Consider the following 23,147-nt stretch of genomic DNA (forward strand, 5'->3'; position numbering starts at 1 on the left):
AAAGAAAGTCCACGAATTTCGGAAGGCGCGGAACCGATACCGGATCGGGTGCGTCCAACCACATGTAGGAGCCAGGACCGGCTCGACGCCGAGCCGGATGATCCACGCACGAGCGAAGGAGTACGCCGTTGACCCAACCGACCGGCAATTCGAATCACCTCACCACCGATGTGACGACCATGGAGGTCGTCGCGGGACAACTCCAGGACTCCCGCGCCGAACTCGACGCGATCCTCGGTCGCCTGACGGGCGTGGTGCAGTCCGCGCCGTCGGTCTGGCGGAGCCGCTCGGCGGAACAGTTCGCCGGAATCATGGAGCGCTGGAACGTCAACCACACCAAGCTGTCGAACGCCCTGGACGAACTGGCAGAAGCCGTGCGCACCAGTGGACGGTCGTACGCCGCGGCCGAGGACCAGCAGGCCCAGTCCCTGTCGGCGATCGACCCCGACGGTGGTTCGGTGCTCAACGGGTCGTTCACCTGATCCCCGCTCCTTCCGGCACACAGCCCCTCCGGCACACATTCGAGAACAAGGAGAACGATCCGTGTCCGAGATCTATCAGAACTTCGCCGGCGTCGCCGACCTGCACGCCCAGCTCGTGTCCGGTCAGAAGGCGATCGAGGCGACGCTCGACCGCATCGAGGGGCAGGTGGCGCCCCTCATCGCCACCTGGGACAGCGGGGCGCAGGAGCGCTACGCCGCCACGCAGGCGCGCTGGAACGAGGCCGAGGCCGGCCTCATCCAGGTGCTGCACGACATCGGTCGGGTGGTCTCGACCGGTAACGACAACATGCAGGAGGTCGAGCGACTGAACCAGCAGCGCTTCCCGGGCTGATCCGGGTCCGCCGGATCCGAGCTGATCCGGCGCTGTCACGTCCCGGTGGTGGAGAGGCCGCCGGGACGTGCTGCTGCTTCCGGGGTGCTCCGGCCGGGGGTGATCGGGGTCAGGGTTGCTGCGGCGCTTTGACCGGCCCTGCGTCCGCCCGGTAGAGTGTCCCCTCGGCGTGTCGCACGTCGTCGTGCCCTGTGGCGCGACGAACACCTCTCCCGGGTCCCAACTGGCCGCCGGGCGTGGCAACCGTCGGCATGCAGGCCAGCAGCGAAACGATAGACGAGGAAGATCTGTGTCTACGTACACACCGAAGGCCGGCGACGTGACCCATCAGTGGCACGTCATCGACGCCACCGACGTGGTGCTCGGCCGCCTCGCGGTGCAGGCGGCAAACCTGCTCCGCGGAAAGCACAAGCCCACATTCGCGCCGCACGTCGACGGTGGTGACTTCGTCGTCATCATCAACGCCGACAAGGTTGCCGTCTCCGGCAACAAGCGGACCGACAAGTTCCTCTACAGCCACTCCGGTCACCCGGGCGGTCTGCGGGCTCGTTCCGTCGGCGAGGTTCTCGAGAAGAACCCCGACCGCCTCGTGGAGAAGGCCGTCACCGGCATGCTCCCGAAGAACAAGCTCGGTCGCGCCATCGCGAAGAAGCTGAAGGTCTACGCGGGCCCGAACCACCCCCACGCCGCGCAGCAGCCGGTGCCGTTCGAGATCAAGCAGGTGGCACAGTGACGACGCCCGAGGAACAGAACGTGAACCCCGAAGAGTACGTCGAGAACGTCGAGGTCGCTGCAGACGAGTACGTCGAGGACGTCGTCGAGGCACCTGCTGCCCCGATCGTGTTCGACCGTCCGGTCCAGACCGTCGGTCGCCGTAAGGAGGCTGTCGTCCGCGTCCGCCTCGTGCCCGGCACCGGCAACTTCACCCTCAACGGCCGCACCATCGAGGACTACTTCCCGAACAAGGTGCACCAGCAGCTCGTGAAGTCGCCTCTGGTGACGGTCGAGCGCACCGAGTCGTTCGACATCCACGCACGCCTGCACGGCGGCGGCCCGTCCGGCCAGGCCGGCGCGCTGCGTCTCGCCATCGCGCGTGCACTCACCGAGGTCACCCCCGAGGATCGCCCCGCGCTCAAGCGCGCCGGCTTCCTTACGCGTGACCCGCGTGCCGTCGAGCGCAAGAAGTACGGCCTGAAGAAGGCCCGTAAGGCATCGCAGTACTCCAAGCGCTGATGTGCCGCCGACGCTGATTTCGTCAGAGTCGGCACCTGTTCCACCACGAGAGCAGGCGTCGGTAGACATCTCCTACCGGCGCCTGCTTTCGTGCATTCTGTCCTCTATCGACACCCGCGGCGGGGGCCGCACACGACTGGGAGGCTGTGTACATGGGTCGGTTGTTCGGCACCGACGGAGTCCGGGGCTTGGCCAACGCCGAGCTCACATTGGAGCTGGCAGTACGCCTGGCAGGCGCTGCGGCAGCGGTCCTGGCCCCGCAGGGTGCCGAGCGGCGACCGGTCGCGGTCGTGGGTCGAGATCCACGCGCGAGCGGGGAGATGCTCGAGGCGGCCGTCACGGCCGGACTCACCGCAGCCGGAGTCGACGTGGTGTCGGTGGGCGTGCTGCCCACCCCTGCGGTCGCGTACCTCACGGGTGACTACGGCGCCGACCTCGGCGTGATGATCTCCGCGTCGCACAATCCCATGCCCGACAACGGCATCAAGATCTTCGCGGCCGGCGGGCACAAGCTCGACGACGAGGCCGAGGACCGGATCGAAGCGGTGCTGCACGGCGACGCCGAGAGCGCCGCACGCCCCACCGGCTCCGGCATCGGCCGGGTACGCGTCGTGTCCGACGCCCTCGAACGTTACCTCGCGCATCTCGCGACGGCCGTGCACAAGCCGCTCACCGGTACGACCGTGGTGGTCGACTGCGCGCACGGCGCCGCCTCGCAGGCCGGCCCGGCCGCCTATGCGGCCGCGGGTGCGACGGTGATCGCGATCAACGCCGAACCCGACGGATTGAACATCAACGACGGCTGTGGATCCACGCACCTGTCCGTGCTGCAGCAGGCCGTGCTCGAGCACGGCGCCGACCTCGGTCTCGCGCACGACGGCGACGCCGACCGCTGCCTCGCCGTCGACGCGACCGGCACGGTGGTCGACGGCGACGCGATCATGGCGATCCTCGCCCTCGGCATGCACGAAGCCGGTGAACTTCCCGACGACACCCTCGTCGCCACGGTGATGAGCAATCTCGGTCTGCATCTCGCGATGCGGGCGGCGGGAATCCAGGTGCGCACCGTCGGTGTGGGTGACCGCTACGTGCTCGAGGAGCTCCGCCGCGGTGGCTACGGCCTCGGCGGTGAGCAGTCCGGTCACATCGTCCTGCCCGCGCACGGTACGACCGGCGACGGCGTGCTCACGGGTCTGCGCCTGATGGAGCGGATCGCCACGACGGGTCTGCCGCTCGCGAAGCTCGCCTCGGTGATGACATCGCTTCCGCAGGTCCTCGTGAACGTGCGGGTCCACGACAAGGTCGCCGTCGCGAACGATCCTGCGGTGGCGGACGCGGTCGCGGAGGCCGAGCGCGAACTCGGTGAGACCGGCCGGGTGCTGCTGCGTCCGTCGGGCACCGAGCAGCTTGTGCGCGTCATGGTCGAAGCCGCCGACGACGATCACGCCCGGGCGGTCGCCGACCGTCTCGCGGGGGTCGTCGCCGCCGTCTGACCTGCGCGGTCCCTGCACATCGCCGCCGCCTTCCGCTCGCAGTGACGCTGTGGTGGAACCGGATCGCCCCGCGCTGCGTCCTAACCCTTCGAGAGGGTTCGGTGGGCGAAGGGCGGACATGGACACACAGCAGCACGACACGGCAGCGCAGCACGACACAGCTACACAGCGCGGCACGATCAGGTTCGACGACGAGGCGGTGCGCGCCGTCGCGGCACGACTCGCGGAGGTCGCCGAGGACGCCGACGCCGGGATCCGTCGCGGCTTCGGTGGTCTCGTCTTCGATGGCGGCGGTGCCGGATCGACGCATCGGGCGGCCGGCGTCCGCGTCGAGACCGGCTATCGCAGGATGCGTGCTGCGTGTGAGAGCTGGGCGGCGACCGTGCAGGCGCATGCCGACGCGTTGCGCGTCGTGGCGGACACCTACCGGCACCAGGACGACGCGACCGTCATCGCCCTCACCGCTGTGACCGGTGCCGACCTCGACAGTGCCGGGTTCGGCGACGCAGGGACCCGGCAGCCGTGAGGACCTCGCCCGAGAGCGCAGGCGACATCCTCGACGCGGGAGCGCCCGGCCTGGCCCGTCTGATCGACCTCGTGCAGTCCCTGCACACTCTCGGGCTCGAGTCCGGCTGTTGCGTCGCAGACGTCCGGGCACGTTACGACGAGGAACGTGCTCTCTCGTTGCCCGCCCTCGCCGACGACGCCGTCACGACGCGCTCGCTCGCGACCTCGCTCGGTCGTCGGACCGACGAACAGCGTCGCCTCCTGCAGCAACTCGACGAGTCGTGGGACGGATCCGCCGCCGACCGGGCTCGCGCCGAGCTGACGACCACCGTCCGTGCCGGAGTGGCGTTGTGTGCGTCGCTGACCGATCTCGCGGTCGCTCTGGAGTCGGCCGCCACCGCGATCGCCGCGGCGTTGCGTGAGAAGGCCCGCGTCGTCGGGGATCTCGCGGAACGCGCCGTCGACGGTCGCACGAGGGACGAGATCGACACGATCGTCGCCGGAGCGAGCGGCGGCCCGCACGGACCGAGCCCAGAGGAGCATGCCTGCTGGTTCGGCGACCCGCCCGGTAGCAACGTGGGCGACCCGCCCGGTAGCAACGTGGGCGACCCGCCCGGTAGCAACGTGGGCGACCCGCCCGGTAGCAACGTGGGCGACCCTGCCGCCGAGTGCCGGAGATGGGTCGAAGAACGTCTGGTCCCGGCCGTCCGGGACGCCGTCGCCGTGGTGCTCGGGGCGTGTGAGGAGGCCGGCCACCGGATCGCCGGCACTGTCACCGACCTGGCGACGACCACCGAACGCGTTGCCGAGGGCGCCGGGGTGGCCGTGGGCGCGTCCGGTGCCGGGACGGTGGCTCCCGTCGTCGACGACGGGACGATGCGGCACGGACCGAGCGACCCGCCGAATCAAGGTGCACTGCTGACGGTTCCCGGGATCCGGCCGGGCGAACGCAGACGCGAACATGCCTCAGGGCCGGTCGAGGACGACCACCGGCAGGACGAGAACGACGCGGGCGATGCGGGAGTCGTGCTCGCGGAAGCCGGACCGCTGTGACGCGAACGACGGTGCGTCAGCGCCCGAGGAGCAGGTTGACCTGCGTGCCGAGATCGCGGTCGACGACGTCGGGGTCGGAGATCACCGTGGAGCCGGGCAGCTCGGTGGTGAGGTCGGAGAAGATCGCGTACGTCTTGTCGCCCGTGAGACGGTGCAGCAGGAAGCCGGTGAGCAGCGCACGAGTGCGTTCCTGGGTGCGACGCTCGGCACCGCCGACGCCGAGAGCTCCGAGCAGGCGGCGCCCCTCGACGAGTCCTTCGTCGTTCGCCTTGTCGACGACCCGCAGCTGCACGTCGTCGCTGCCCCAGCCCTGGGCGACCGCGACGGCGTCGCTGGTCATCGACCCGATGCTCTTCTCACCGACGAGGACGAGGCCCGGTGCCCGCACGCGGCCGGCCGCCTCGGAGGCGGCGGGGGAGACGGGCGAGGGATAGAGCGCAGCGACGGCCGCGACCTCACGCCTCGCTGCGGCGAGCACCGCCGCCCCGGCACCCGAGCCGTGGCCTACCAGCGCGAGCTTCGACGGATGGACACTGATCCGCCCGGTACCGAGACGCACGCCGGTGCAGATGTCGAGGGTGGTGAGCAGGTCGGTCGACAACCCGATCGCCGACGGCACCGGTCCGCGCTCGGTGTTGGGCGCGCCCACGACGATTCCCCAGGACGCGAGGTGCTCGAAGAGCTTCGTGTACTTCGTGACCCCGGTGAGCCAGCCGTGCCCGAACGCGATCGCGGGCAGGTCGAAGCCTTCCGCGGGGGTGTACACGACACCCGGCTGACCGGCGAGCGCCAGGTCGCCGCGCAGCACCGAGTGCGGGCCGCGCCGGGAGAGTTCCTGAGCCAGTTTCTTGGGGTTCGCCGCCACGGCCTGAACGTTAGCGGATGGCGCTGCCCGCCGGGGTCGGTGCGTACCGGACGGCGTGCCCCGATGCACGTGTACGGGCTCACCGGTGTGTTGTTCCCGGGCGGGGGTCGACCAGTACCCTGCTAGGCATGTGCGGAATCGTGGGCTATGTCGGGCACCGTCGTGCTCTCGACGTCGTGGTGGAAGCGCTGCGGCGGATGGAGTACCGGGGTTACGACTCGGCGGGAATCGCCATCCTCGACGGCAAGGGTGCTCTGGCCGTCGAGCGGAAGGCGGGGCGGCTGGTCAATCTGGAGGCCGAGCTCGCCGAGATCGGCGAGGAGCACTTCGCCGGTACCGCGGGGATGGGGCACACCCGGTGGGCCACCCACGGTCGTCCCACCGACCGCAATGCGCACCCGCATCGCGACGCGACCGGCAAGGTCGCGGTGGTGCACAACGGCATCATCGAGAACTTCGCGCCGCTGCGTGAGGAGCTCGAGAAGTCGGGTGTGGAGCTGGCCAGCGACACCGACACCGAGGTCGCGGTGCACCTGGTGGCCCGCGCCTACGCCGAGGGCCCGACGGCGGGCAACTTCGTCGACAGCGCCCGCAGTGTGCTGCGCCGGCTGCAGGGTGCGTTCACGCTGGTCTTCGCCCACGCGGATCATCCGGGCACGATCGTCGCGGCGCGTCGGTCGACGCCGCTGGTCGTCGGGGTCGGCGACGGTGAGATGTTCATCGCCTCGGACGTCGCGGCGTTCATCGAGTTCACCCGGGAGGCGGTCGAGCTCGGGCAGGACCAGGTCGTGGTGATCACGAACAACTCCTACGAGGTCACCGACTTCGACGGCAACACCGACGTGGCGACGCGTCCGTTCACCATCGACTGGGATCTCGCCGCCGCCGAGAAGGGCGGCCACGACTACTTCATGCTCAAGGAGATCGAGGAGCAGCCGGCCGCGGTGGCCGACACGTTGCGCGGTCACTTCGTCGACGGGTGCATCGTGCTCGACGAGCAGCGCCTGTCCGATCAGGAACTGCGCGACATCGACAAGGTGTTCGTCGTCGCCTGCGGCAGCTCGTATCACTCGGGCCTGGTCGCCAAGTATGCGATCGAGCACTGGACCCGCCTGCCCGTCGAGGTCGAGCTGGCCTCGGAGTTCCGCTACCGCGATCCGGTGCTCGACCGGTCCACGCTGGTCGTGGCGATCTCGCAGTCGGGGGAGACCGCCGACACCCTCGAAGCGGTCCGGCACGCCAAGGATCAGAAGGCGCGGGTGCTGGCGGTGTGCAACACCAACGGCGCGCAGATCCCGCGGGAGGCCGACGCGGTGCTCTACACCCGTACCGGCCCGGAGATCGGTGTGGCGTCGACGAAGGCGTTCCTGGCGCAGATGGCCGCGAACTACCTCGTGGGTCTGGCGCTGGCGCAGGCGCGCGGCACGAAGTATCCGGACGAGGTGGCCCGCGAATACCAGGACCTGGCGGCGATGCCGGAGAAGATCGCCGAGCTGCTGACCGGCATGGAGCCGGTGCGGGCGCTGGCGCGGGAGCTGTCGGCCTCGCCGGCCGTGCTGTTCCTCGGTCGGCACGTGGGCTACCCGGTCGCGCTCGAGGGTGCGCTCAAGCTCAAGGAACTGGCGTACATGCACGCCGAGGGTTTTGCCGCCGGTGAGCTCAAGCACGGCCCGATCGCGCTGATCGAGGACGGGCTGCCCGTCATCGTCGTCATGCCGTCGCCGAAGGGCCGCGCCGTGCTGCACAGCAAGCTGCTCAGCAACATCCGCGAGATCCAGGCCCGCGGAGCCGTCACCGTCGTCATCGCCGAGGAAGGCGACGAGACGGTCCGGCCGTTCGCCGATCACCTCGTCGAGATCCCGTCGTCGGCGTCGCTGCTGCAGCCGCTGTTGTCGACGGTGCCGTTGCAGGTCTTCGCCGCGGAGGTCGCGCAGGCCCGCGGTTACGACGTCGACAAGCCCCGCAACCTCGCCAAGTCGGTCACCGTCGAGTAGCGGCCCACCCGCCGCCGGTGCAGGAGTGACAGGGTAGGGGGACAATGCGCAGTTTTCACCCGTCCGACGTGGTCCGTGCGGCTGAGGCCCCGCTGCTGGCGTCCCTCCCCGAGGGGACGCTCATGCGGCGCGCGGCGTACGGACTCGCGCGGGTCGTGGCTTCCGAACTGCGCGAACGCACCGGTGGAATCGCCGGTCGGCGGGTGAGCCTGCTCGTCGGATCCGGCGACAACGGCGGCGACGCGCTGTGGGCGGGAACCTTCCTGCGCCACCGCGGCGTGTCCGTCACGGCATTGCTGCTCGACCCCGACCGGGTGCACCCCGCGGGTCTGCGGGCACTGCGGAAGGCCGGTGGGCGGATCGTCCAGGCGACTCCCGAGCACGTCGGCGACCCGGACCTCGTGCTCGACGGCATCGTCGGCATCTCCGGGCGCGGCCCGCTCCGATCGGCGGCGGCCGCGATCGTGGACGAGATCACTGCGCCGATCATCGCCGTCGACACCCCGAGCGGTGTCGATCCCGATACCGGCGCGGTCGACGGACCGGCGATCACGGCCGCGGTGACCGTCACCTTCGGCGCCTACAAGCCGGTCCATGCGCTCGCCGCCGCGCGCTGCGGCCGCGTCGAACTCGTCGACATCGGACTCACACTCCCGAAGGCCGGGCTGGTCGCGGCGGAACCGTCCGAGATCGGTGCGATCTGGCCGGTGCCCGGCGCCGAGGACGACAAGTACTCCCAGGGTGTGGTGGGTATCCGTGCCGGCAGCGCCCGATATCCGGGGGCGGGTGTGCTGTGCACGGGAGCGGCCGTCGCCGCGACCTCCGGCATGGTGCGCTACGCCGGATCGGGTGCCTCCGAGGTGCTCGCGCGGTTCCCCGAGGTCGTCGTGTCGCCCTCGGTGGCGGAGACCGGGCGAGTGCAGGCCTGGGTCGTGGGGCCGGGCGCCGGTACCGACGACGAGGCCTGCGCGAACCTGCGCGACATCCTCGCCACCGACCTGCCGGTGCTCGTCGACGCCGACGGGCTCACGCTCCTCGCCCGCGAACCCGGTCTCGTGCGGGGCCGGTCCGCGCCCACCCTGCTCACCCCGCACGCCGGCGAATTCGCACGCCTGACCGGGCAGCGTCCCGAACCGGACCGGGTCGCGGCGGTACGTTCCCTCGCCGCCGACTGGGGTGTGCACGTGCTGCTCAAGGGCCGCGCGACCCTCGTGGCACGACCCGACGGGCACGTCTTCGTCAACGACGCGGGCGGGTCGTGGGCGTCGACCGCGGGCGCCGGGGACGTGCTGGCCGGTGTCATCGGCTCGTTGCTCTCGTCGGGCATGCCGGTGGACCTGGCCGCGGCGGCCGGTGCTCGGGCCCATGCGCTCGCCGCGAACCTCGCCGCGCAGGACCCGGATTCTCCCGGAGCGGCGCCGATCTCGGCGAGCGCGATCCTCTCCCGCATCGGCGACTCGATTCGTCTGCTGCGCACCCACATTGCCGAATCGTGACGTGGCACACGGGGACACGACGTCGGCGTTCGACGGCACAGTGGCAGGATCGACAGACGTGACCACGACCCAACGCACCCCGCGACCTGCACGTACCGTTCTTCCCCAAGCCGAAGCCGTCATCGATCTCGACGCTGTGGCGGAGAACGTACGAGCGCTCCGGGAGTACGCGGGTCCGGCTGCGGTCATGGCCGTCGTCAAGGCCGACGCCTACAACCACGGAGCCGTGCCGGTCGCGCGCGCCGCGCTCGCCGCAGGTGCCCGCGAACTGGGTGTGACGACGCTCGGCGAGGCACTCGAACTCCGCGCCGCGGGTATCGAGGCGCCGATCCTGTCGTGGCTGCACACCGCCGACTCCGATTTCGCTCCCGCCGTCGAGGCCGGGGTCGAACTGGGCCTGTCCTCGCCGCGCCACCTCGCGGCCGTCGTCGAGGCGGCCCGGCAGGTCGGGGTCACCGCGACCGTCACGGTCAAGGTCGACACCGGTCTCAACCGCAACGGTGTCGCCGCCGACGAGTGGGACGACATGCTGCGCGACCTGGGCCGGGCACAGGCCGAAGGTGTCGTGCGCTTGCGTGGAGCGTTCTCGCACCTCGCCCACGGCGACGAACCCGAGCATCCGGGCAACGCCGAGCAGCGCGACCGGCTCAGCGAGGCCGTTGCGGATCTGCGGCGGCACCATCTGGCTCCCGAAGTGGTGCATCTGTCGAACTCCGCGGCCACCGTCACCCGTCCCGACCTGCGATTCGACATGGTTCGGCCCGGAATTGCGATGTACGGGTTGACACCGATCCCGGAACTCGGCGACCTGGGCTTCCGGCCGGTGATGACCGTGCGGGCGAGGGTGGTGCTGGTGAAGAAGGTGAAGGCGGGAGACGGCGTGTCCTACGGGCACACCTGGACCGCTCCCGCGGATACGACGGTGGCGCTGCTGCCCATGGGATATGCGGACGGAATCCGCCGCAATCTCAGCGGGCGCATCGAGGTGCAGCTCGGCGGGCGCCGGTGCCCGCAGATCGGGCGCGTGTGCATGGATCAGGTCGTCGTCGACCTCGGCCCCGACGGGGCAGGAGTAAGCGAGGGCGACGAGGCGTTGTTCTTCGGTGACGGGCGTCATGGAGAACCGAACGCCCAGGACTGGGCCGACAAGCTGGACACGATCAACTACGAGATCGTGACCGGCATCGGCGGACGGACCGTCCGGACCTATGTCGGAGCGAAGGGAGCGTGACGTCATGTCCCTCGTGAACAGGATGGGACTCCTCGGTGCGAGCCTCGCGACGCTCGCATCGTCGGCGGGACTGTACGCGGTCAAGACCGCGGGCGCGCCCGCCCACGAGATCTATCAGAACGAGGACTTCGACGAGATCCTCCGGCTCCCGCGCCGCATCGTGACCACCGAGGACGGTGTGCCGCTCGTGGTCCGTGAGAGCGGCTCGTCGCTGGCTCCGCTCACGGTCGTGTTCGTCCACGGCTACTGCCTGCGCATGCAGTCCTGGCACATGCAGTACCGACACCTGCGCGAACAGTGGGGACGCGACGTGCGTGCCGTCTTCTACGACCAGCGTGGTCACGGCGAATCCGGTTTCTCCGGTGCCGCGACGTGCACCATCGCGCAGCTCGGCCGTGACCTGGGCCGGGTGATCGACGAGGTCGCGCCTACCGGTCCGGTGGTGGTCGTGGGCCACTCGATGGGCGGCATGACCGCGATCGCCCTCGCCTCCCAGCGACCCGACCTGTTCGGTGAACGCATCGTGGGCGTCGGGCTCCTGGCGACCACCGCGGCAGGTCTGAGCAAGACCGGTATCGGACGCAATCTCGAGAACCCGGTGATCGACGCGTTCCGGTACGCGGCGCGTACCGCACCGGGATTCGTGCAGTTCGCCCGCGGCGCGGCCCGTGCCGTCGTAACCCCGATCCTGCGTGCGGCGTCCTACGGCACGGTCGTGAGCCCCCGCCTGGTGAAGTTGTCCGACCGGATGCTCGACGAGACGTCGGTGCTCACCATCGTCAACTTCCTCCGCACCCTCGAACTGCACGACGAGTCCGCGGCGCTTCCGGTCCTGGGCACCGTGCCCGTGCTGGTGCTGTCCGGCGACGCCGACATGGTCATCCCGTACGCGAGTTCCGAGGCGCTGGCGGAGGAACTGCCCGACGTCGAACTCAAGCGGGTACGTGGTGCCGGGCACCTCGTGCAGCTGGAGTTCCCCGAGGTGGTCGATCGTGCCCTCGATCGCCTGATCCAGCGGAGTTTCACGCAGGGAGCGAGCGGAAGGCAGATCGCAATTGGGTGAGTCGCAATCGAGTGGGCCGCAGGTGGGGGCGCAGAGCATCGAACTGCCGACCGTGGAGGACACCGAGGCGTTCGGGCGCAGGCTGGCAGCCGAGTTGCGGGCCGGCGACCTCGTCGTGCTCGACGGGCCGCTCGGCGCGGGCAAGACGGCGCTGACCCGCGGAATCGCCGCCGGCCTCGGCGTGGAGGGACGCGTGACCTCCCCGACCTTCGTCATCGCCCGTGAACACCGTCCCGGTAGTCCGGAGGGACGCGAACCGGTCGGGCTCGTCCACGTCGATGCCTACCGTCTCGGCGACGGACCGAACGCCCTCGACGAACTCGACGCGCTCGACCTCGACACCGACCTGACCGACACCGTCGTGGTGGTCGAATGGGGCGGTGGCCTGGTCGAGCAGCTCGCCGAACGGCATCTGAGGGTCCGGCTCCGGCGCGACCCGGGCACCGACGTCCGCCGTGCCGAGTGGGAGTGGGTCGGCTGACCCACCGGTACCCCGCATGCCGGTGGCTTCCGTCACTGCGCACCGACCGGGCAGGTCGTGCGGAGTAAGCTGGTACATCGTGCTCGTGCTCGCTGTCGATACCGCCACCCCCGCCGTGACCTCGGGAGTCGTCCGTCTCGACCGCGGTCGGGACGATGCCCGGCCCGATACGGTCGCTGCGCGCGTGCTCGACAATCCGCGAGCGCACGCCGAAGTTCTCACCCCGCAGATCCTCGAATGCCTCGCCGAGGCCGGCGCCGCACCCACCGATCTCGACGCGATCGTCGTCGGCATCGGACCGGGTCCGTTCACGGGTCTCCGTGTCGGCATGGCCACCGCTGCAGCCTTCGGTGATGCTCTCGGCATCCCCGTGCACGGTGTGTGCAGCCTCGACGCGATCGCCGCGGACGTCCACCGGGAACACGGTACGGACGACGATCTGCTCGTCGTCACCGACGCCCGTCGTCGCGAGATCTACTGGGCACGCTATTCCGGTGGCCGCCGTGTCGAAGGACCCGAGGTGCGCAAGCCCGCCGACGTGCCCGCCGAGCCGTCGGTGCGGGTGGCGGGCTCGCCGTCGCACGTCGCGCTGTTCGACCTCCCGGCGGTGGACGTGCAGACGCCGTCCCCGGCGGGCCTGGTGATCGTCGCCGCCGACGCCCTGCGCGCGGGCGCCGCCCCGGAGCCGCTCGTGCCCCTGTACCTGCGCCGCCCCGACGCGGTGGAGACCGCGAACCGCCGAGCATGACCAGTACACCCGAGGAGAACACGGCCGCGGAGAACGCGGTCGTCATCGACGCGCTACGTCCGGAGGACGCACCACGCTGCGCCGAACTCGAACAGATCCTGTTCCCCGGCGACGACCCGTGGAGCGCCGATGCCTTCCGTTCGGAGTTGGCTTCGCCTCACAATCGCTACTTCGCGGCACGCGATCCGCAGGGCCGGCTGATCGGTTACGCGGGACTCGCGCGACTCGGTACGGCCATCGAACCCGAATCCGAGGTGCACACCATCGGCGTGGACCCCGCCGCGCGCCGCCGGGGGATCGGCGGAGCCCTCCTGGGGGAGTTGCTGGCCGTCGCCGACCGCTGGGGAGGACCGGTCTTCCTCGAGGTGCGCACCGACAACGACGCGGCGATCGCCCTGTACCGGCGCGAGGGCTTCGAGATCGTCGGAACCAGGAAGCGTTACTACCAGCCGAGCGGCGCGGACGCGTACACGATGCGTCGTCCGGATCCGCGAGAGGAGTCACCGGCGTGAGCACCACCAGCCCCCGATTCGAGCTGCCCGAGCGCCCCGTCGTGATGGGCATCGAGAGTTCGTGCGACGAGACCGGTGTCGGCATCGTCCGCTGGGTGGGTGACGGCACCCTCGAGCTGATGGCCGACGCCGTGGCGTCGAGCGTGGACGAGCACGCCCGCTTCGGCGGTGTGGTGCCGGAGATCGCATCCCGCGCCCATCTCGAGGCCATGGGGCCGACGATGCGGCGCGCCCTCGACGAGGCCGGGATCGAGAAGCCGGACGCGGTGTGCGTGACCATCGGTCCGGGACTCGCGGGAGCACTGCTCGTCGGTGTCGCCGCCGCCAAGGCCTACGCGGCAGCGTGGAACGTGCCGTTCTTCGCGATCAACCACCTCGCGGGCCATGTCGCGGTCGACACCCTCGAGCACGGACCGATGCCGCCCTGCGTGGCGCTGCTCGTCTCCGGTGGTCACACCCACCTGCTGCACGTCGAACATCTCGGCAAGCCCATCGTCGAACTCGGCACCACCGTCGACGACGCCGCCGGGGAGGCCTTCGACAAGGTCGCGCGACTGCTGGGGCTCGGTTATCCCGGCGGTCCCGAGGTCGACAGGCTGGCCCGCCAGGGCGACCCCACCGCAGTCGTGTTCCCGCGGGGCATGACCGGTCCGCGCGACGCGCGTCACGACTTCTCGTTCTCCGGTCTCAAGACCGCGGTGGCCCGCTTCGTCGAAGCGAAGGAACGTGCGGGCGAACCGGTGCCGGTCGCCGATGTTGCTGCGGGTTTCCAGGAGGCGGTGGCGGACGTGCTCACCATGAAAGCCGTGCGGGCCGCCCAGGATCTCGGTGTCGACACGCTCGTCCTCGGTGGTGGAGCGACCGCCAACAGCCGGTTGCGCGCGCTCGCCGAGGAACGGTGCGCTGCCGCCGGTATCACCCTGCGTGTGCCGCGACCGAAGCTGTGCACCGACAACGGCGTCATGATCGCGTCGCTGGGCGCGCATCTCATCGCCGCGGGGGCGCAGCCGTCCTCGCTGGGCGCTGCGACGGATCCGGGCCTGTCGGTGTCGGTGTCGCAGGTCGTCGCCTGACCGTTCCCGACCGATCCGTCGCCCGAGGAGGGCGCTCCGCCTAGGTGGGGGCGATCTCCGAGGTTCCGGATCCGGTGGTGGTCTCCCCGGTGGTCGTGTCGCCCGTCGTGGTCTGTCCGGTGGACGGCACGGTCGTGCTCTCCTCCGTGACGGACGCGATCGTGGAGGACACGTCGGTCGGATATGCGCCGGTGGGCGACGCGGACGGCGTCTCGGTCGGCGATGTGGTCGACGGGGGGGTCGGGCTCACGCCGGTGCTCGGTTCGGTCGTCTCCGGATCGGTGGGCGCAGGGCTCGTCGTCTCCGGCGGCGTGGTCGGCTCGGTGGTGTCGGGAGCCGTCGTGTCCGGAGCTGTGGTGTCCGGAGCGGTCGTGTCCGGAGCCGTGGAGTCCGGATCGGGCCTCGGTGCGGTCTCGGAATCCGGCGACGTGAACGGTCGGTCCGTGTCGGACTCTTCCTCCGCTGTCGACCCGGGTGTCGGCACCTGATCGATCGGCGTGGGTGTCACGGTGGTGCTCGACGACTCGGGCGCGGTGGGCCACGGATCCTGGGTCGACGGAACGGTGTGCTCGACGGTCGGCAACGGCCAGGGAACCGTCGTGGGCGCGGGTGCGTCCTGGGTGCTCCGGGACGTCACGGGTTCGGGCGGCGGGTCGTGGGACGGGACGGCCGACTCGCCGGGACCGGCCTCCTGCGTGGGGACGTCGCCGCTCGTGAAACGCGGCGACACCTGGGCGTCGCTGCTGTCTCGTTCGGTGAAGTGCTGGGTGGCGAAGCCGGCCATGATCGCGCTGAGCACCAGGAGCCCGGCGACCGCACCGGAGACACGACCCGAGGATCGGTTGCCGGTGCGCGACAGGGCACCGACCACGGTGTATCCGACCGAGGACAGGGAATCGGCCGACAGCGCCGCACCGATCGCGGCAGCCGCTCCCGGTTCGGGGACGGTGACGATCTCGCCGTCGAACTCCGCCGAGATCGCCGCGGCGAGGACGGGGGACGCGGCCGCGCCTCCGATGAGGGCCATGGTCTCGGGAACCGGATCGGTGCTCGAGCAGATGCGCCGCGTGAACGCCGCCGCTTCGTCGGCGAGATCGGTCGTCAGTTCGTCCAGTTGCGCTCGGGTGAGGGTGACCGTCGCGTCGGGACCGGCCTCGGCGATGTCGATGCGGGTCGTCGTCGCCGAGGAGAGTGCCTCCTGGGCGCCCTGGCACCGGGCCGCCAGCAGGCCGGGGTCGATCTGCCGCCGGGTGCGCATCCGCTCGGTGGCGTTGCGGACATGATCGAGCACACGTGCGGTCAGGGCGTCGCCGCTGACGGTCTCGGTGCGTGCGGACCGCAGCAGGGTGCCGGTCGCGCGGTCGAGGACGGAGACGGTCGTGCCGGTGGCTCCGATGTCCACGAGCGCGATCGCGCCGGGTTCGCGACGGACCCCCACGGTGTAGAGGTATTCGAGGGCGGCGGTGGTCTCCGCAACGAGGCGGACCATGTGGCCCGTCCGCTCGGCGGCCGTGCGGATCTCGTTCGCCTGTTCCTCGGTGCGGTATGCGACTGTGATGATGTCGGGACTGTCGGCTCCGCGGGCGGTTCCGCGAGGAGACGTGAGCGAGACGGCGTCGAAGACGAGATCTCCGAGATCGCGCCCGGGCTGGGACTCGGAGGCGAGTCTGCGGAATTCCGTTGTGGGCGCGTGTGCAGCATCGACGCGCAGGGCCGAGCCGACGCCGGAGGCGCCGACGGAGATGCCGAGCGACGTGGGCATTGTTCACCTTCCGTGCGTGATCGACGACCAGGCGTCCAGGGCCTACCTCGGCTGAGGTCACCGAACGATCACGCTCATGGGTTTCCGTTATTCAACCGTAACATGACGCCGGGTTCGACGCAGGTCGGCGTGTTTGCACCCGTTGCCCTTGAGCGCTGGCACTCGCGTGTATAGAGTGCTAGTGACACCGAGCGCCGGCCCGGCACCCGCGACGACGGGACGCGTGCGGAGTCACCGTGATGACTGAACACACCCGTGTTCGAGAACACCGGTTCTCGGACCCCATTACCCCTGAAAGTGGAGGGCTCATCGTGGCGAGCGTGAACATCAAGCCGCTCGAGGACAAGATCCTCGTCCAGGCCAACGAGGCCGAGACGACGACTGCCTCCGGCCTGGTCATCCCGGACACGGCGAAGGAGAAGCCCCAGGAGGGCACCGTCGTCGCCGTCGGCCCCGGCCGCTGGGACGAAGATGGCGACAAGCGCATCCCGCTGGACGTCAAGGAAGGCGACGTCGTCATCTACAGCAAGTACGGCGGAACCGAGATCAAGTACGCCGGCGAGGAGTACCTGATCCTGTCTGCGCGCGACGTCCTGGCTGTCGTCGCCAAGTAGGCCGCTTGCATTCCGCCCCGGTGTCCCGTTTCGGACCCGGGGCGGAATACGTTGGGGAACATCCGAGTCCAGGAGTAGTCGCAGAACATGTCCAAGCAAATCGAGTTCAACGAGACCGCGCGGCGGGCTCTCGAGCGCGGTGTCGACCAGCTGGCCGACGCCGTCAAGGTGACGCTCGGCCCGCGTGGCCGGCACGTCGTGCTCGCCAAGGCCTTCGGTGGTCCCACCGTCACGAACGACGGTGTGAGCATCGCCCGTGAGATCGAGCTGGAGGATCCGTTCGAGAACCTCGGCGCCCAGCTCGTCAAGAGTGTCGCGACCAAGACCAACGACGTCGCGGGTGACGGCACCACCACCGCGACCGTTCTCGCCCAGGCGCTGGTCAAGGTCGGCCTGAAGAACGTTGCCGCAGGCGCCAATCCGATCGCGCTCGGTGCCGGTATCGCCCAGGGTGCGGACAAGGTGAGCGAGGCTCTGCTCGCTGCCGCCACTCCCGTCGAGGGCAAGACCGCCATCGCGCAGGTCGCCACCGTGTCCTCGCGCGACGAGGAGATCGGTGAGATGGTCGGCGAAGCGCTGACCCGCGTCGGGGAGAACGGTGTCGTCACCGTCGAGGAATCCTCCACGCTGAGCACCGAACTGGTCGTCACCGAGGGCGTGCAGTTCGACAAGGGCTTCCTGTCGCCCTACTTCATCACGGACATCGACGCGCAGGAAGCCGTCCTCGAGGACGCGCTCGTCCTGCTGTACCGCGAGAAGATCAGCTCGCTTCCCGACTTCCTCCCGCTCCTCGAGAAGATCGCAGAGTCCGGTAAGCCGGTCCTGATCATTGCCGAGGACATCGAGGGCGAGCCGCTGTCGACCCTCGTGGTCAACGCGATCCGCAAGACTCTCAAGGCCGTTGCCGTCAAGGCTCCGTACTTCGGTGATCGCCGGAAGGCCTTCCTCGAGGACCTCGCCGTCGTCACCGCGGGTACGGTCATCAACTCCGATCTGGGTCTGTCCCTCAAGGAGGCCGGACTCGACCTGCTCGGCTCGGCCCGCCGTGTCGTGGTGACGAAGGACAGCACCACGATCGTCGACGGTGCCGGTACCGCCGAGGACATCGAGGCGCGCGCCGCTCAGCTGCGTCGTGAGATCGAGGCCACCGAGTCCGACTGGGACCGCGAGAAGCTCGAAGAGCGCCTCGCGAAGCTCGCCGGTGGCGTCGCGGTCATCCGTGTGGGTGCGGCGACCGAGACGGACCTCAAGGAGCGCAAGTTCCGCGTCGAGGATGCAGTCAACGCCGCGAAGGCGGCCATCGAGGAGGGCATCGTCCCGGGTGGCGGGTCGGCTCTCGTGCAGGCCGCACGCTCGCTCGAGGAGCTTCAGGCGTCCCTCTCCGGCGACGCCGCCACGGGCGTGGCCGCGCTGCGCACCGCGCTCACCGCGCCGCTGTACTGGATCGCCACGAACGCCGGCATCGATGGTGCGGTGGTCGTGAGCAAGGTCGAGGAGAGCGGTCAGGGCTTCAACGCCGCGACCCTCTCCTACGGCGACCTCGTCGCCGAGGGCGTCGTCGACCCGGTGAAGGTGACGCGCTCCGCTGTCGTCAACGCCGCGTCGGTTGCACGCATGGTGCTCACCACCGAGAGCGCCGTCGTCGACAAGCCGGAGGAAGAGGCCGAGGCCGGGCACGGCCACGGTCACGCGCACTGAGCGACCGGTCAGGGCCGCGGACCCGCCGCCCGGCGGGTCCGTAGGTCGAGCCGGACGTGAAAGTCGTTCCGGACGGCACGAATACAGCGAGGCCCCGCAAGGAATGTTCGCATTCCCTGCGGGGCCTTCATCGTATCGACGCATCTCCTCCAACCGGCCTCCGGTCGTACCGTCCCGGTCGTACCGTCCCGGTCGTGTCGACATGGTCACGACCTGACGGCGTCATCACGGGGCGGGTGACCGCCTCACACAGCGACCTTCCGCCGTCGTTGCCTCGTGTACATCTCCCGCTCGGTCTCCGACATGCCGCCCCAGATGCCGTACGGCTCGGCGACGGCGAGGGCGTGGTCGCGGCAACGCGCCAGCACGGGGCAGGTGCGGCACAGCTCCTTCGCGCGGTTCTCCCGCTGGGCGCGGGCACGACCGCGCTCTCCGTCGGGATGGAAGAACACCGAGGAGTCCACACCACGACACTTACCGTGCATCTGCCAATCCCAGAGGTCCGCGTTGGGGCCGGGCAGTGTGTGTGGTGCAGGCATGTGGCACTCCTTTGCAGCAAGCTCGCGTGAGTTGTGCGAGCGGACCGTGGACACATCGGGATTCCCGCTGTGATCCGAATCAAACAAACTCACCGTAGGATCTGTATCGATTCGTCGTCAATATTTTCGATGAGTGGGATAGTCCATAACCGAACGGCCAAGATTTAACCGCGGAAATATTTACTTTCGTGAGGAGTCGTGCCTGTGCGCTGCGGGTGGGGGCGATCCGCGGTATTCTCCGCTCCCGATGTGGGTAGAAGGTCCTTTACTCGCTGGTAACCCGGCCTTTCGGCGGCCTGATGTGGCTCCGACCCGGGCTCGGAGAGCAGGGGCGACACCCTACATGCACCGCGCATGTTTTAACGCGATGTTTAACAAAATGTTCGGAAATGTCTTCTGCGCATCCCTGCGTTCCAATCATCGAGACTATTTGCGCTCACGGTGATAATTTCTCTCCGGCAAATGCCCGGCGTCGGCCTGGAGCCCCGCGTATCGCCGGTATCCGCTGGTGCGATGATTCCGCGATGGCACATTCCGACGCCCGCCGGCACACGGCACCGACACCGTCCGACCGTCACGCGATCCTGGTCGCCGCGGCCTTCGGCCCGACCCCGGGGGCACATCCGCTCCCTGCGGCGCACGGACCCGAACAGAACTGGTTGCGGGCCGTCGCGCTCGGTGGGCAGGGGCGTTACGCCGCCGCGCGGGCCGAGCTGGCCCGAGTGCGTGGAACCGGAGGAGTGTGGTCGTCGTTCGGCGCGAGCACCGAGGCCTCCCTTCTCCGTCAGTTGGGCGGACATCGCGCCGCCGCCGTCCTGGACGGACGTGCTCTCGCCGAGGCGGGGTCGCTGCGAATCGGCTCCGGGAACACTGTCGCTGCACAGTGCGACGCCGCCACGGGGTTGGCGGCCGATGCGCTCGGGCGGGGCCGTCTCGCGGTGTGCGGGTCGCTCCTCGACCGATGCGCAGCCGCTCTCGACGCTGCCGAATCGGAAGCGGGGGAGAAGGCCTTCGTGCGACAGCGGATCCGTCTCGCATGGGTCGGGGCCGAATCCGCTCTCGCGGCAGGCGACTTCACCCGTGCGCGCAGCCAGGCGGACCGCGCGGTGGAACTTGCGGACGGATTCGGATCGATCCGGCACTCCGTGAAGTCGGACCTCGTGCGGTCGGCCTCTCTGACCGGACTGCCCGACCAAGGTCCGGCCATGGACCTGGCCGCCGACGTCCTCGCGCGTGCGGAGGAACACGGACTGATCCCGTTGCAATGGGCCGCGGCGATGCTCCTCGACGGGCTGGGGGCAGGGAGAGATGCGGGTCGCGTCCGTGACGACGATGCGGCACCCGGCCGTGATCTCGACGCGGGACGCGTCCGTGACTTCTGCGCGACCGTGATCAGGGGGCATGGGGGTCGCTTCGTGACCTCGTCTGCCTGTTGAGTTCCATTCGCGCGCGGGGGGTGACCCGACCGGTCGGTCGTTGTAGTTACTCTGGGGGTGTTCCACGGTCAGGTGGAAGCCCGCCCGGGGGGGTGGTGCCGTCTGTAACGCCAGGACTTGCGCAATCGATGACTGTTATGGGTGAGGAGTTGGACTCCGCGGTTGCTGCGGCTGCGCAAGGCGACCGGGCGGCTCTCGCTCAGGTTCTTGCAAGTGTCCGGCCCCTCGTCGTGCGGTACTGCCGCGCACGGGTCGGATCTGCAGAGCGCGGCCAGCTCTCTGCAGACGACGTTGCACAGGAGGTGTGCCTGGCCGTGATGACCGCTCTGCCGAGATATCAGGACCAAGGCCGCCCCTTCATGGCGTTCGTATACGGGATCGCTGCTCACAAGGTCGCCGACGCGCACCGCAGTGCGGCCCGCAACCGCGCGGAACCCGTGGCGGATGTGCCGGAGGTGATGTCGCTCGACGACAGCCCCGAGGAATACGCGATCAACTCCGAGGCGGGCCGGCAGATGAAGCAGCTGCTGGGCATCCTGCCGGAGAAGCAGCGCGAGATCCTCATCCTCCGTCTCGTCATGGGATTGTCGGCCGAGGAGACGGCCGCAGCGGTCGGTAGTACTGCAGGAGCGATCAGGGTGGCCCAGCACCGGGCCATCGCGAGACTCAAGAAGGAAGTCACGAGAGCAGGTGAGCGGAATGGGTAGGGGGCGTTTCTCGGGCGACGGCTTCGACGACGAGTTTCCCGACGACGAAACTTCCGTGGACCTTGCCGCCGTGCGTCGTGACGACGCGCTGATCGATGCGATCTCCGGTAACGGGCTCGTCGAGACGAAGGACACCGAGGAGTACGAACTCGCCACGCTGCTCGCCGACTGGCGTGCAGAGATCCTCGCCGAACCGATGCCCGCCGGCCCCGACCTCGACGAAGTGGTCGCCGCCGTCCATCGCGAACTGGGGACGCGGGAAACGCTCGCTCCGACCCCGGAGGTCACCCCTCTGCGCCCGAGATCGAAGGGGCAACTCCGGTTGCTCCGTCCGCTCGCAGGTGCAGCAGCGCTCGTCGCCGTCGCCATCGGCAGCGCGACCGCGGTGTCCTACGGCGCCGAGCCCGGCGACCCGTTGTGGGGCGTCAAGCAGGTCGTGTTCAGTGAGCAGGCGCAATCCACCGAGGCCCGGATCGACACCACATCGACCCTGCAACGTGCCGAACAACTCATCGCCGAGGGCCACACGGAAGAAGCACGCGAGTTGCTGACGTCCGCGGAGTCCCGTTCGGGCGACGTCCGGGACGCAGAGGAGCGCGATGCGCTCGGCGACTGGGCGCAACGCCTCGCCGAGGAACTCGGCCGGTTGGTGCCGCAGGTGCCTCCGCCGCCGGCAGCGCCGGTGGCACCCGAGGCGCCGGTGGTTCCCGGTGCCGTCGTGCCCCCGCCGGTCACGACGCCCGGCACGGAAGGACAGCAGCCCGCTCCCACAACGGGTACCGACACGGGCACCACCGCCCCGCCCACGTCGTCGACGACCGTGGATCCGACCATTCTGCAGGCGCCGCCTCCGGTGTCCGCCACGTCCACGCCGTCGCAGACCGCGCCGCCGCCGCCGTCCTCCAGCACGCAGCCGTCACCTCCGCCGAGCGAACCGCCGCCGCCGGCGACGTCGGAGTCCGCGACCCCTGCACCCACCACGACCGCGTCGTCGCCGCGGTCGACGCAGGACGGACCGGGAGCAGATTTCGCTCCGGGGTCCGTGACCACTTCGGAAGGCGGCTAGAAGTACCGAACGACCCGGGCCCGGCAGCATGTGCTGTCGGGCCCGGGTCGTTCGTGGAAGTGACGTGATGCGTGGTCCGCGTGGGGAACGGTCGGTCAGGAATCCAGACCGTAGGGGTCGACGGGAAGAGCCTCGTTCATGGACGCGTCCGCGTAGCCGCGGCAGTAGTCCCAGGTGACGTAGGCGTCGGGGGACGGATCGAAGGCCGGCTCGTGCGGTCTGACGGTGCCGTCGACGAGCAGCTGCAGCAGGTTCGCTCGCAGCATGTCCCAGTCGTGGTAGTGGTCCTGGTGGCAGTCCTCGCAGCACACCACGAGTCCGCGGACGCCGCGGGGAGCCAGCAGCGCCTCGTAGACGGCCAGGTCTGCGAGGTCCTCTTCCACCGCGAGCCGCTCCGCAGGATCCAGGGGCTGGCCCGGCTCGATCGCGTCCAGTGCTGCGGACGGATCGTCGGGGTCTCCTGCGAACGGGTCCGGTGGGAGTCCGGGAGGCAACTGATCACGCACGACTCCACGGTACGCAGAATGAGGGGGTCTGCGCCAGCGGTCGCCAGGGGACACGCCGTGAAATCACACGGGGTGATGTGAGGAACATCGGGGAACAGGGTGGGAGCCGAGCTTGTTCCTCCGAACAGATAACATGAATGGGTGCGTGCCGCTCTCCAACCGCCCGTCGGTGCGACGAGCGTGCACAGCCTTCATTCATTCCCGCTGCCGGACGGTTCTGCCGTCCGCTCCCATCG

24 protein-coding genes are annotated in these 23,147 nt (G+C 69.6%); 20 read left to right on the plus strand and 4 right to left on the minus strand.

Translation table 11 applies throughout. The annotated features are described in order from the left end of the window. Positions 1-128: 128 nt before the first annotated feature. The 7 genes from ACNJ7K_RS12570 to ACNJ7K_RS12600 all read left to right on the plus strand — a co-directional run bounded on the left by ACNJ7K_RS12570 (position 129) and on the right by ACNJ7K_RS12600 (position 5,120). Complete coding sequence (locus tag ACNJ7K_RS12570) at positions 129-482, plus strand: WXG100 family type VII secretion target (protein WP_225623589.1); 354 nt, start codon at positions 129-131, stop codon at positions 480-482. Between the two features lie 61 nt (positions 483-543). Further along, positions 544-834: a WXG100 family type VII secretion target gene (locus ACNJ7K_RS12575; RefSeq protein ID WP_016690931.1), complete on the plus strand. Its 291-nt coding sequence runs from the start codon at positions 544-546 to the stop codon at positions 832-834. A gap of 289 nt (positions 835-1,123) precedes the next feature. After that, complete coding sequence (gene rplM / locus ACNJ7K_RS12580; protein ID WP_006550055.1) at positions 1,124-1,567, plus strand: 50S ribosomal protein L13; 444 nt, start codon at positions 1,124-1,126, stop codon at positions 1,565-1,567. Further along, on the plus strand, positions 1,564-2,067 hold the full coding sequence (gene rpsI, locus ACNJ7K_RS12585; protein WP_006550056.1) for a 30S ribosomal protein S9: 504 nt from the start codon (positions 1,564-1,566) through the stop codon (positions 2,065-2,067). Before rplM ends, rpsI begins: the two co-directional genes overlap by 4 nt. Before the next feature lie 152 nt (positions 2,068-2,219). Beyond that, on the plus strand, positions 2,220-3,560 hold the full coding sequence (gene glmM, locus ACNJ7K_RS12590) for a phosphoglucosamine mutase (RefSeq protein WP_487041760.1): 1,341 nt from the start codon (positions 2,220-2,222) through the stop codon (positions 3,558-3,560). A gap of 118 nt (positions 3,561-3,678) precedes the next feature. After that, the gene (locus ACNJ7K_RS12595) at positions 3,679-4,086 is read left to right on the plus strand and encodes a hypothetical protein (protein WP_487041761.1); all 408 of its coding nucleotides are present in this window, start codon (positions 3,679-3,681) and stop codon (positions 4,084-4,086) included. Beyond that, positions 4,083-5,120, plus strand: coding sequence for a WXG100 family type VII secretion target (locus ACNJ7K_RS12600; protein ID WP_487041762.1), 1,038 nt, complete (start codon positions 4,083-4,085; stop codon positions 5,118-5,120). Before ACNJ7K_RS12595 ends, ACNJ7K_RS12600 begins: the two co-directional genes overlap by 4 nt. A gap of 16 nt (positions 5,121-5,136) precedes the next feature. On the opposite strand, the gene ACNJ7K_RS12605 is transcribed toward ACNJ7K_RS12600, so the two are convergent. After that, positions 5,137-5,985 carry a hypothetical protein gene (locus ACNJ7K_RS12605; protein WP_487041763.1) on the minus strand — a complete coding sequence of 283 codons (849 nt, stop codon included), beginning with the start codon at positions 5,983-5,985 and terminating at the stop codon, positions 5,137-5,139. 128 nt (positions 5,986-6,113) lie between these two features. On the opposite strand from ACNJ7K_RS12605, the gene glmS reads away from it, so the two are divergent. From glmS to tsaD, 8 genes are all read left to right on the plus strand, one after another. Then, on the plus strand, positions 6,114-7,979 hold the full coding sequence (gene glmS, locus ACNJ7K_RS12610; protein ID WP_120279948.1) for a glutamine--fructose-6-phosphate transaminase (isomerizing): 1,866 nt from the start codon (positions 6,114-6,116) through the stop codon (positions 7,977-7,979). Between the two features lie 44 nt (positions 7,980-8,023). Then, positions 8,024-9,475 carry an NAD(P)H-hydrate dehydratase gene (locus ACNJ7K_RS12615; protein WP_487041764.1) on the plus strand — a complete coding sequence of 484 codons (1,452 nt, stop codon included), beginning with the start codon at positions 8,024-8,026 and terminating at the stop codon, positions 9,473-9,475. A gap of 58 nt (positions 9,476-9,533) precedes the next feature. Then, on the plus strand, positions 9,534-10,706 hold the full coding sequence (gene alr / locus ACNJ7K_RS12620; RefSeq protein ID WP_487041765.1) for an alanine racemase: 1,173 nt from the start codon (positions 9,534-9,536) through the stop codon (positions 10,704-10,706). A gap of 4 nt (positions 10,707-10,710) precedes the next feature. After that, positions 10,711-11,769: an alpha/beta fold hydrolase gene (locus ACNJ7K_RS12625; protein ID WP_159417822.1), complete on the plus strand. Its 1,059-nt coding sequence runs from the start codon at positions 10,711-10,713 to the stop codon at positions 11,767-11,769. A 22-nt stretch (positions 11,770-11,791) separates the two neighbouring features. After that, the gene (gene tsaE / locus ACNJ7K_RS12630; RefSeq protein WP_268655770.1) at positions 11,792-12,250 is read left to right on the plus strand and encodes a tRNA (adenosine(37)-N6)-threonylcarbamoyltransferase complex ATPase subunit type 1 TsaE; all 459 of its coding nucleotides are present in this window, start codon (positions 11,792-11,794) and stop codon (positions 12,248-12,250) included. Between the two features lie 79 nt (positions 12,251-12,329). Continuing rightward, positions 12,330-12,998, plus strand: a complete 669-nt coding sequence (gene tsaB / locus ACNJ7K_RS12635; RefSeq protein ID WP_268654101.1) for a tRNA (adenosine(37)-N6)-threonylcarbamoyltransferase complex dimerization subunit type 1 TsaB — start codon at positions 12,330-12,332, stop codon at positions 12,996-12,998. Continuing rightward, positions 12,995-13,510 carry a ribosomal protein S18-alanine N-acetyltransferase gene (rimI, locus tag ACNJ7K_RS12640; RefSeq protein ID WP_159417825.1) on the plus strand — a complete coding sequence of 172 codons (516 nt, stop codon included), beginning with the start codon at positions 12,995-12,997 and terminating at the stop codon, positions 13,508-13,510. The genes tsaB and rimI overlap by 4 nt, the downstream gene beginning before the upstream one ends. A 44-nt stretch (positions 13,511-13,554) precedes the next feature. Then, a complete protein-coding gene (gene tsaD / locus ACNJ7K_RS12645) occupies positions 13,555-14,583 on the plus strand; it encodes a tRNA (adenosine(37)-N6)-threonylcarbamoyltransferase complex transferase subunit TsaD (protein WP_159419168.1) in 1,029 nt (342 codons plus the stop codon). A gap of 40 nt (positions 14,584-14,623) precedes the next feature. Here the strand turns inward: tsaD and ACNJ7K_RS12650 are convergent, their stop codons facing one another. Then, positions 14,624-16,345: an Hsp70 family protein gene (locus ACNJ7K_RS12650; RefSeq protein ID WP_487041766.1), complete on the minus strand. Its 1,722-nt coding sequence runs from the start codon at positions 16,343-16,345 to the stop codon at positions 14,624-14,626. Positions 16,346-16,656: 311 nt separating this feature from the next. Between ACNJ7K_RS12650 and groES the strand changes: the two genes are divergently transcribed. Then, positions 16,657-16,959 (plus strand): co-chaperone GroES, encoded by a 303-nt coding sequence (gene groES, locus ACNJ7K_RS12655; protein WP_006550071.1) that lies wholly within the window; start codon positions 16,657-16,659, stop codon positions 16,957-16,959. Between the two features lie 87 nt (positions 16,960-17,046). Beyond that, on the plus strand, positions 17,047-18,657 hold the full coding sequence (gene groL, locus ACNJ7K_RS12660) for a chaperonin GroEL (RefSeq protein WP_120279941.1): 1,611 nt from the start codon (positions 17,047-17,049) through the stop codon (positions 18,655-18,657). A 245-nt stretch (positions 18,658-18,902) separates the two neighbouring features. Here the strand turns inward: groL and ACNJ7K_RS12665 are convergent, their stop codons facing one another. Continuing rightward, positions 18,903-19,196, minus strand: a complete 294-nt coding sequence (locus ACNJ7K_RS12665) for a WhiB family transcriptional regulator (RefSeq protein WP_006550073.1) — start codon at positions 19,194-19,196, stop codon at positions 18,903-18,905. Between the two features lie 524 nt (positions 19,197-19,720). Here ACNJ7K_RS12665 and ACNJ7K_RS12670 point away from each other — a divergent pair. The 3 genes from ACNJ7K_RS12670 to ACNJ7K_RS12680 all read left to right on the plus strand — a co-directional run bounded on the left by ACNJ7K_RS12670 (position 19,721) and on the right by ACNJ7K_RS12680 (position 22,405). Next, positions 19,721-20,632 carry a hypothetical protein gene (locus tag ACNJ7K_RS12670; RefSeq protein WP_159417827.1) on the plus strand — a complete coding sequence of 304 codons (912 nt, stop codon included), beginning with the start codon at positions 19,721-19,723 and terminating at the stop codon, positions 20,630-20,632. 128 nt (positions 20,633-20,760) lie between these two features. Further along, positions 20,761-21,339 (plus strand): sigma-70 family RNA polymerase sigma factor, encoded by a 579-nt coding sequence (locus ACNJ7K_RS12675; protein ID WP_019288580.1) that lies wholly within the window; start codon positions 20,761-20,763, stop codon positions 21,337-21,339. After that, positions 21,332-22,405, plus strand: a complete 1,074-nt coding sequence (locus ACNJ7K_RS12680) for an anti-sigma-D factor RsdA (protein ID WP_230788652.1) — start codon at positions 21,332-21,334, stop codon at positions 22,403-22,405. The genes ACNJ7K_RS12675 and ACNJ7K_RS12680 overlap by 8 nt, the downstream gene beginning before the upstream one ends. Before the next feature lie 95 nt (positions 22,406-22,500). On the opposite strand, the gene ACNJ7K_RS12685 is transcribed toward ACNJ7K_RS12680, so the two are convergent. Further along, the gene (locus ACNJ7K_RS12685; RefSeq protein ID WP_006550077.1) at positions 22,501-22,911 is read right to left on the minus strand and encodes a DUF5319 domain-containing protein; all 411 of its coding nucleotides are present in this window, start codon (positions 22,909-22,911) and stop codon (positions 22,501-22,503) included. Between the last annotated feature and the right edge of the window lie 236 nt (positions 22,912-23,147).

Origin of the sequence: Rhodococcus shunpengi, assembly GCF_048381395.1 — a bacterium.
GTDB lineage: Bacteria > Actinomycetota > Actinomycetes > Mycobacteriales > Mycobacteriaceae > Rhodococcus.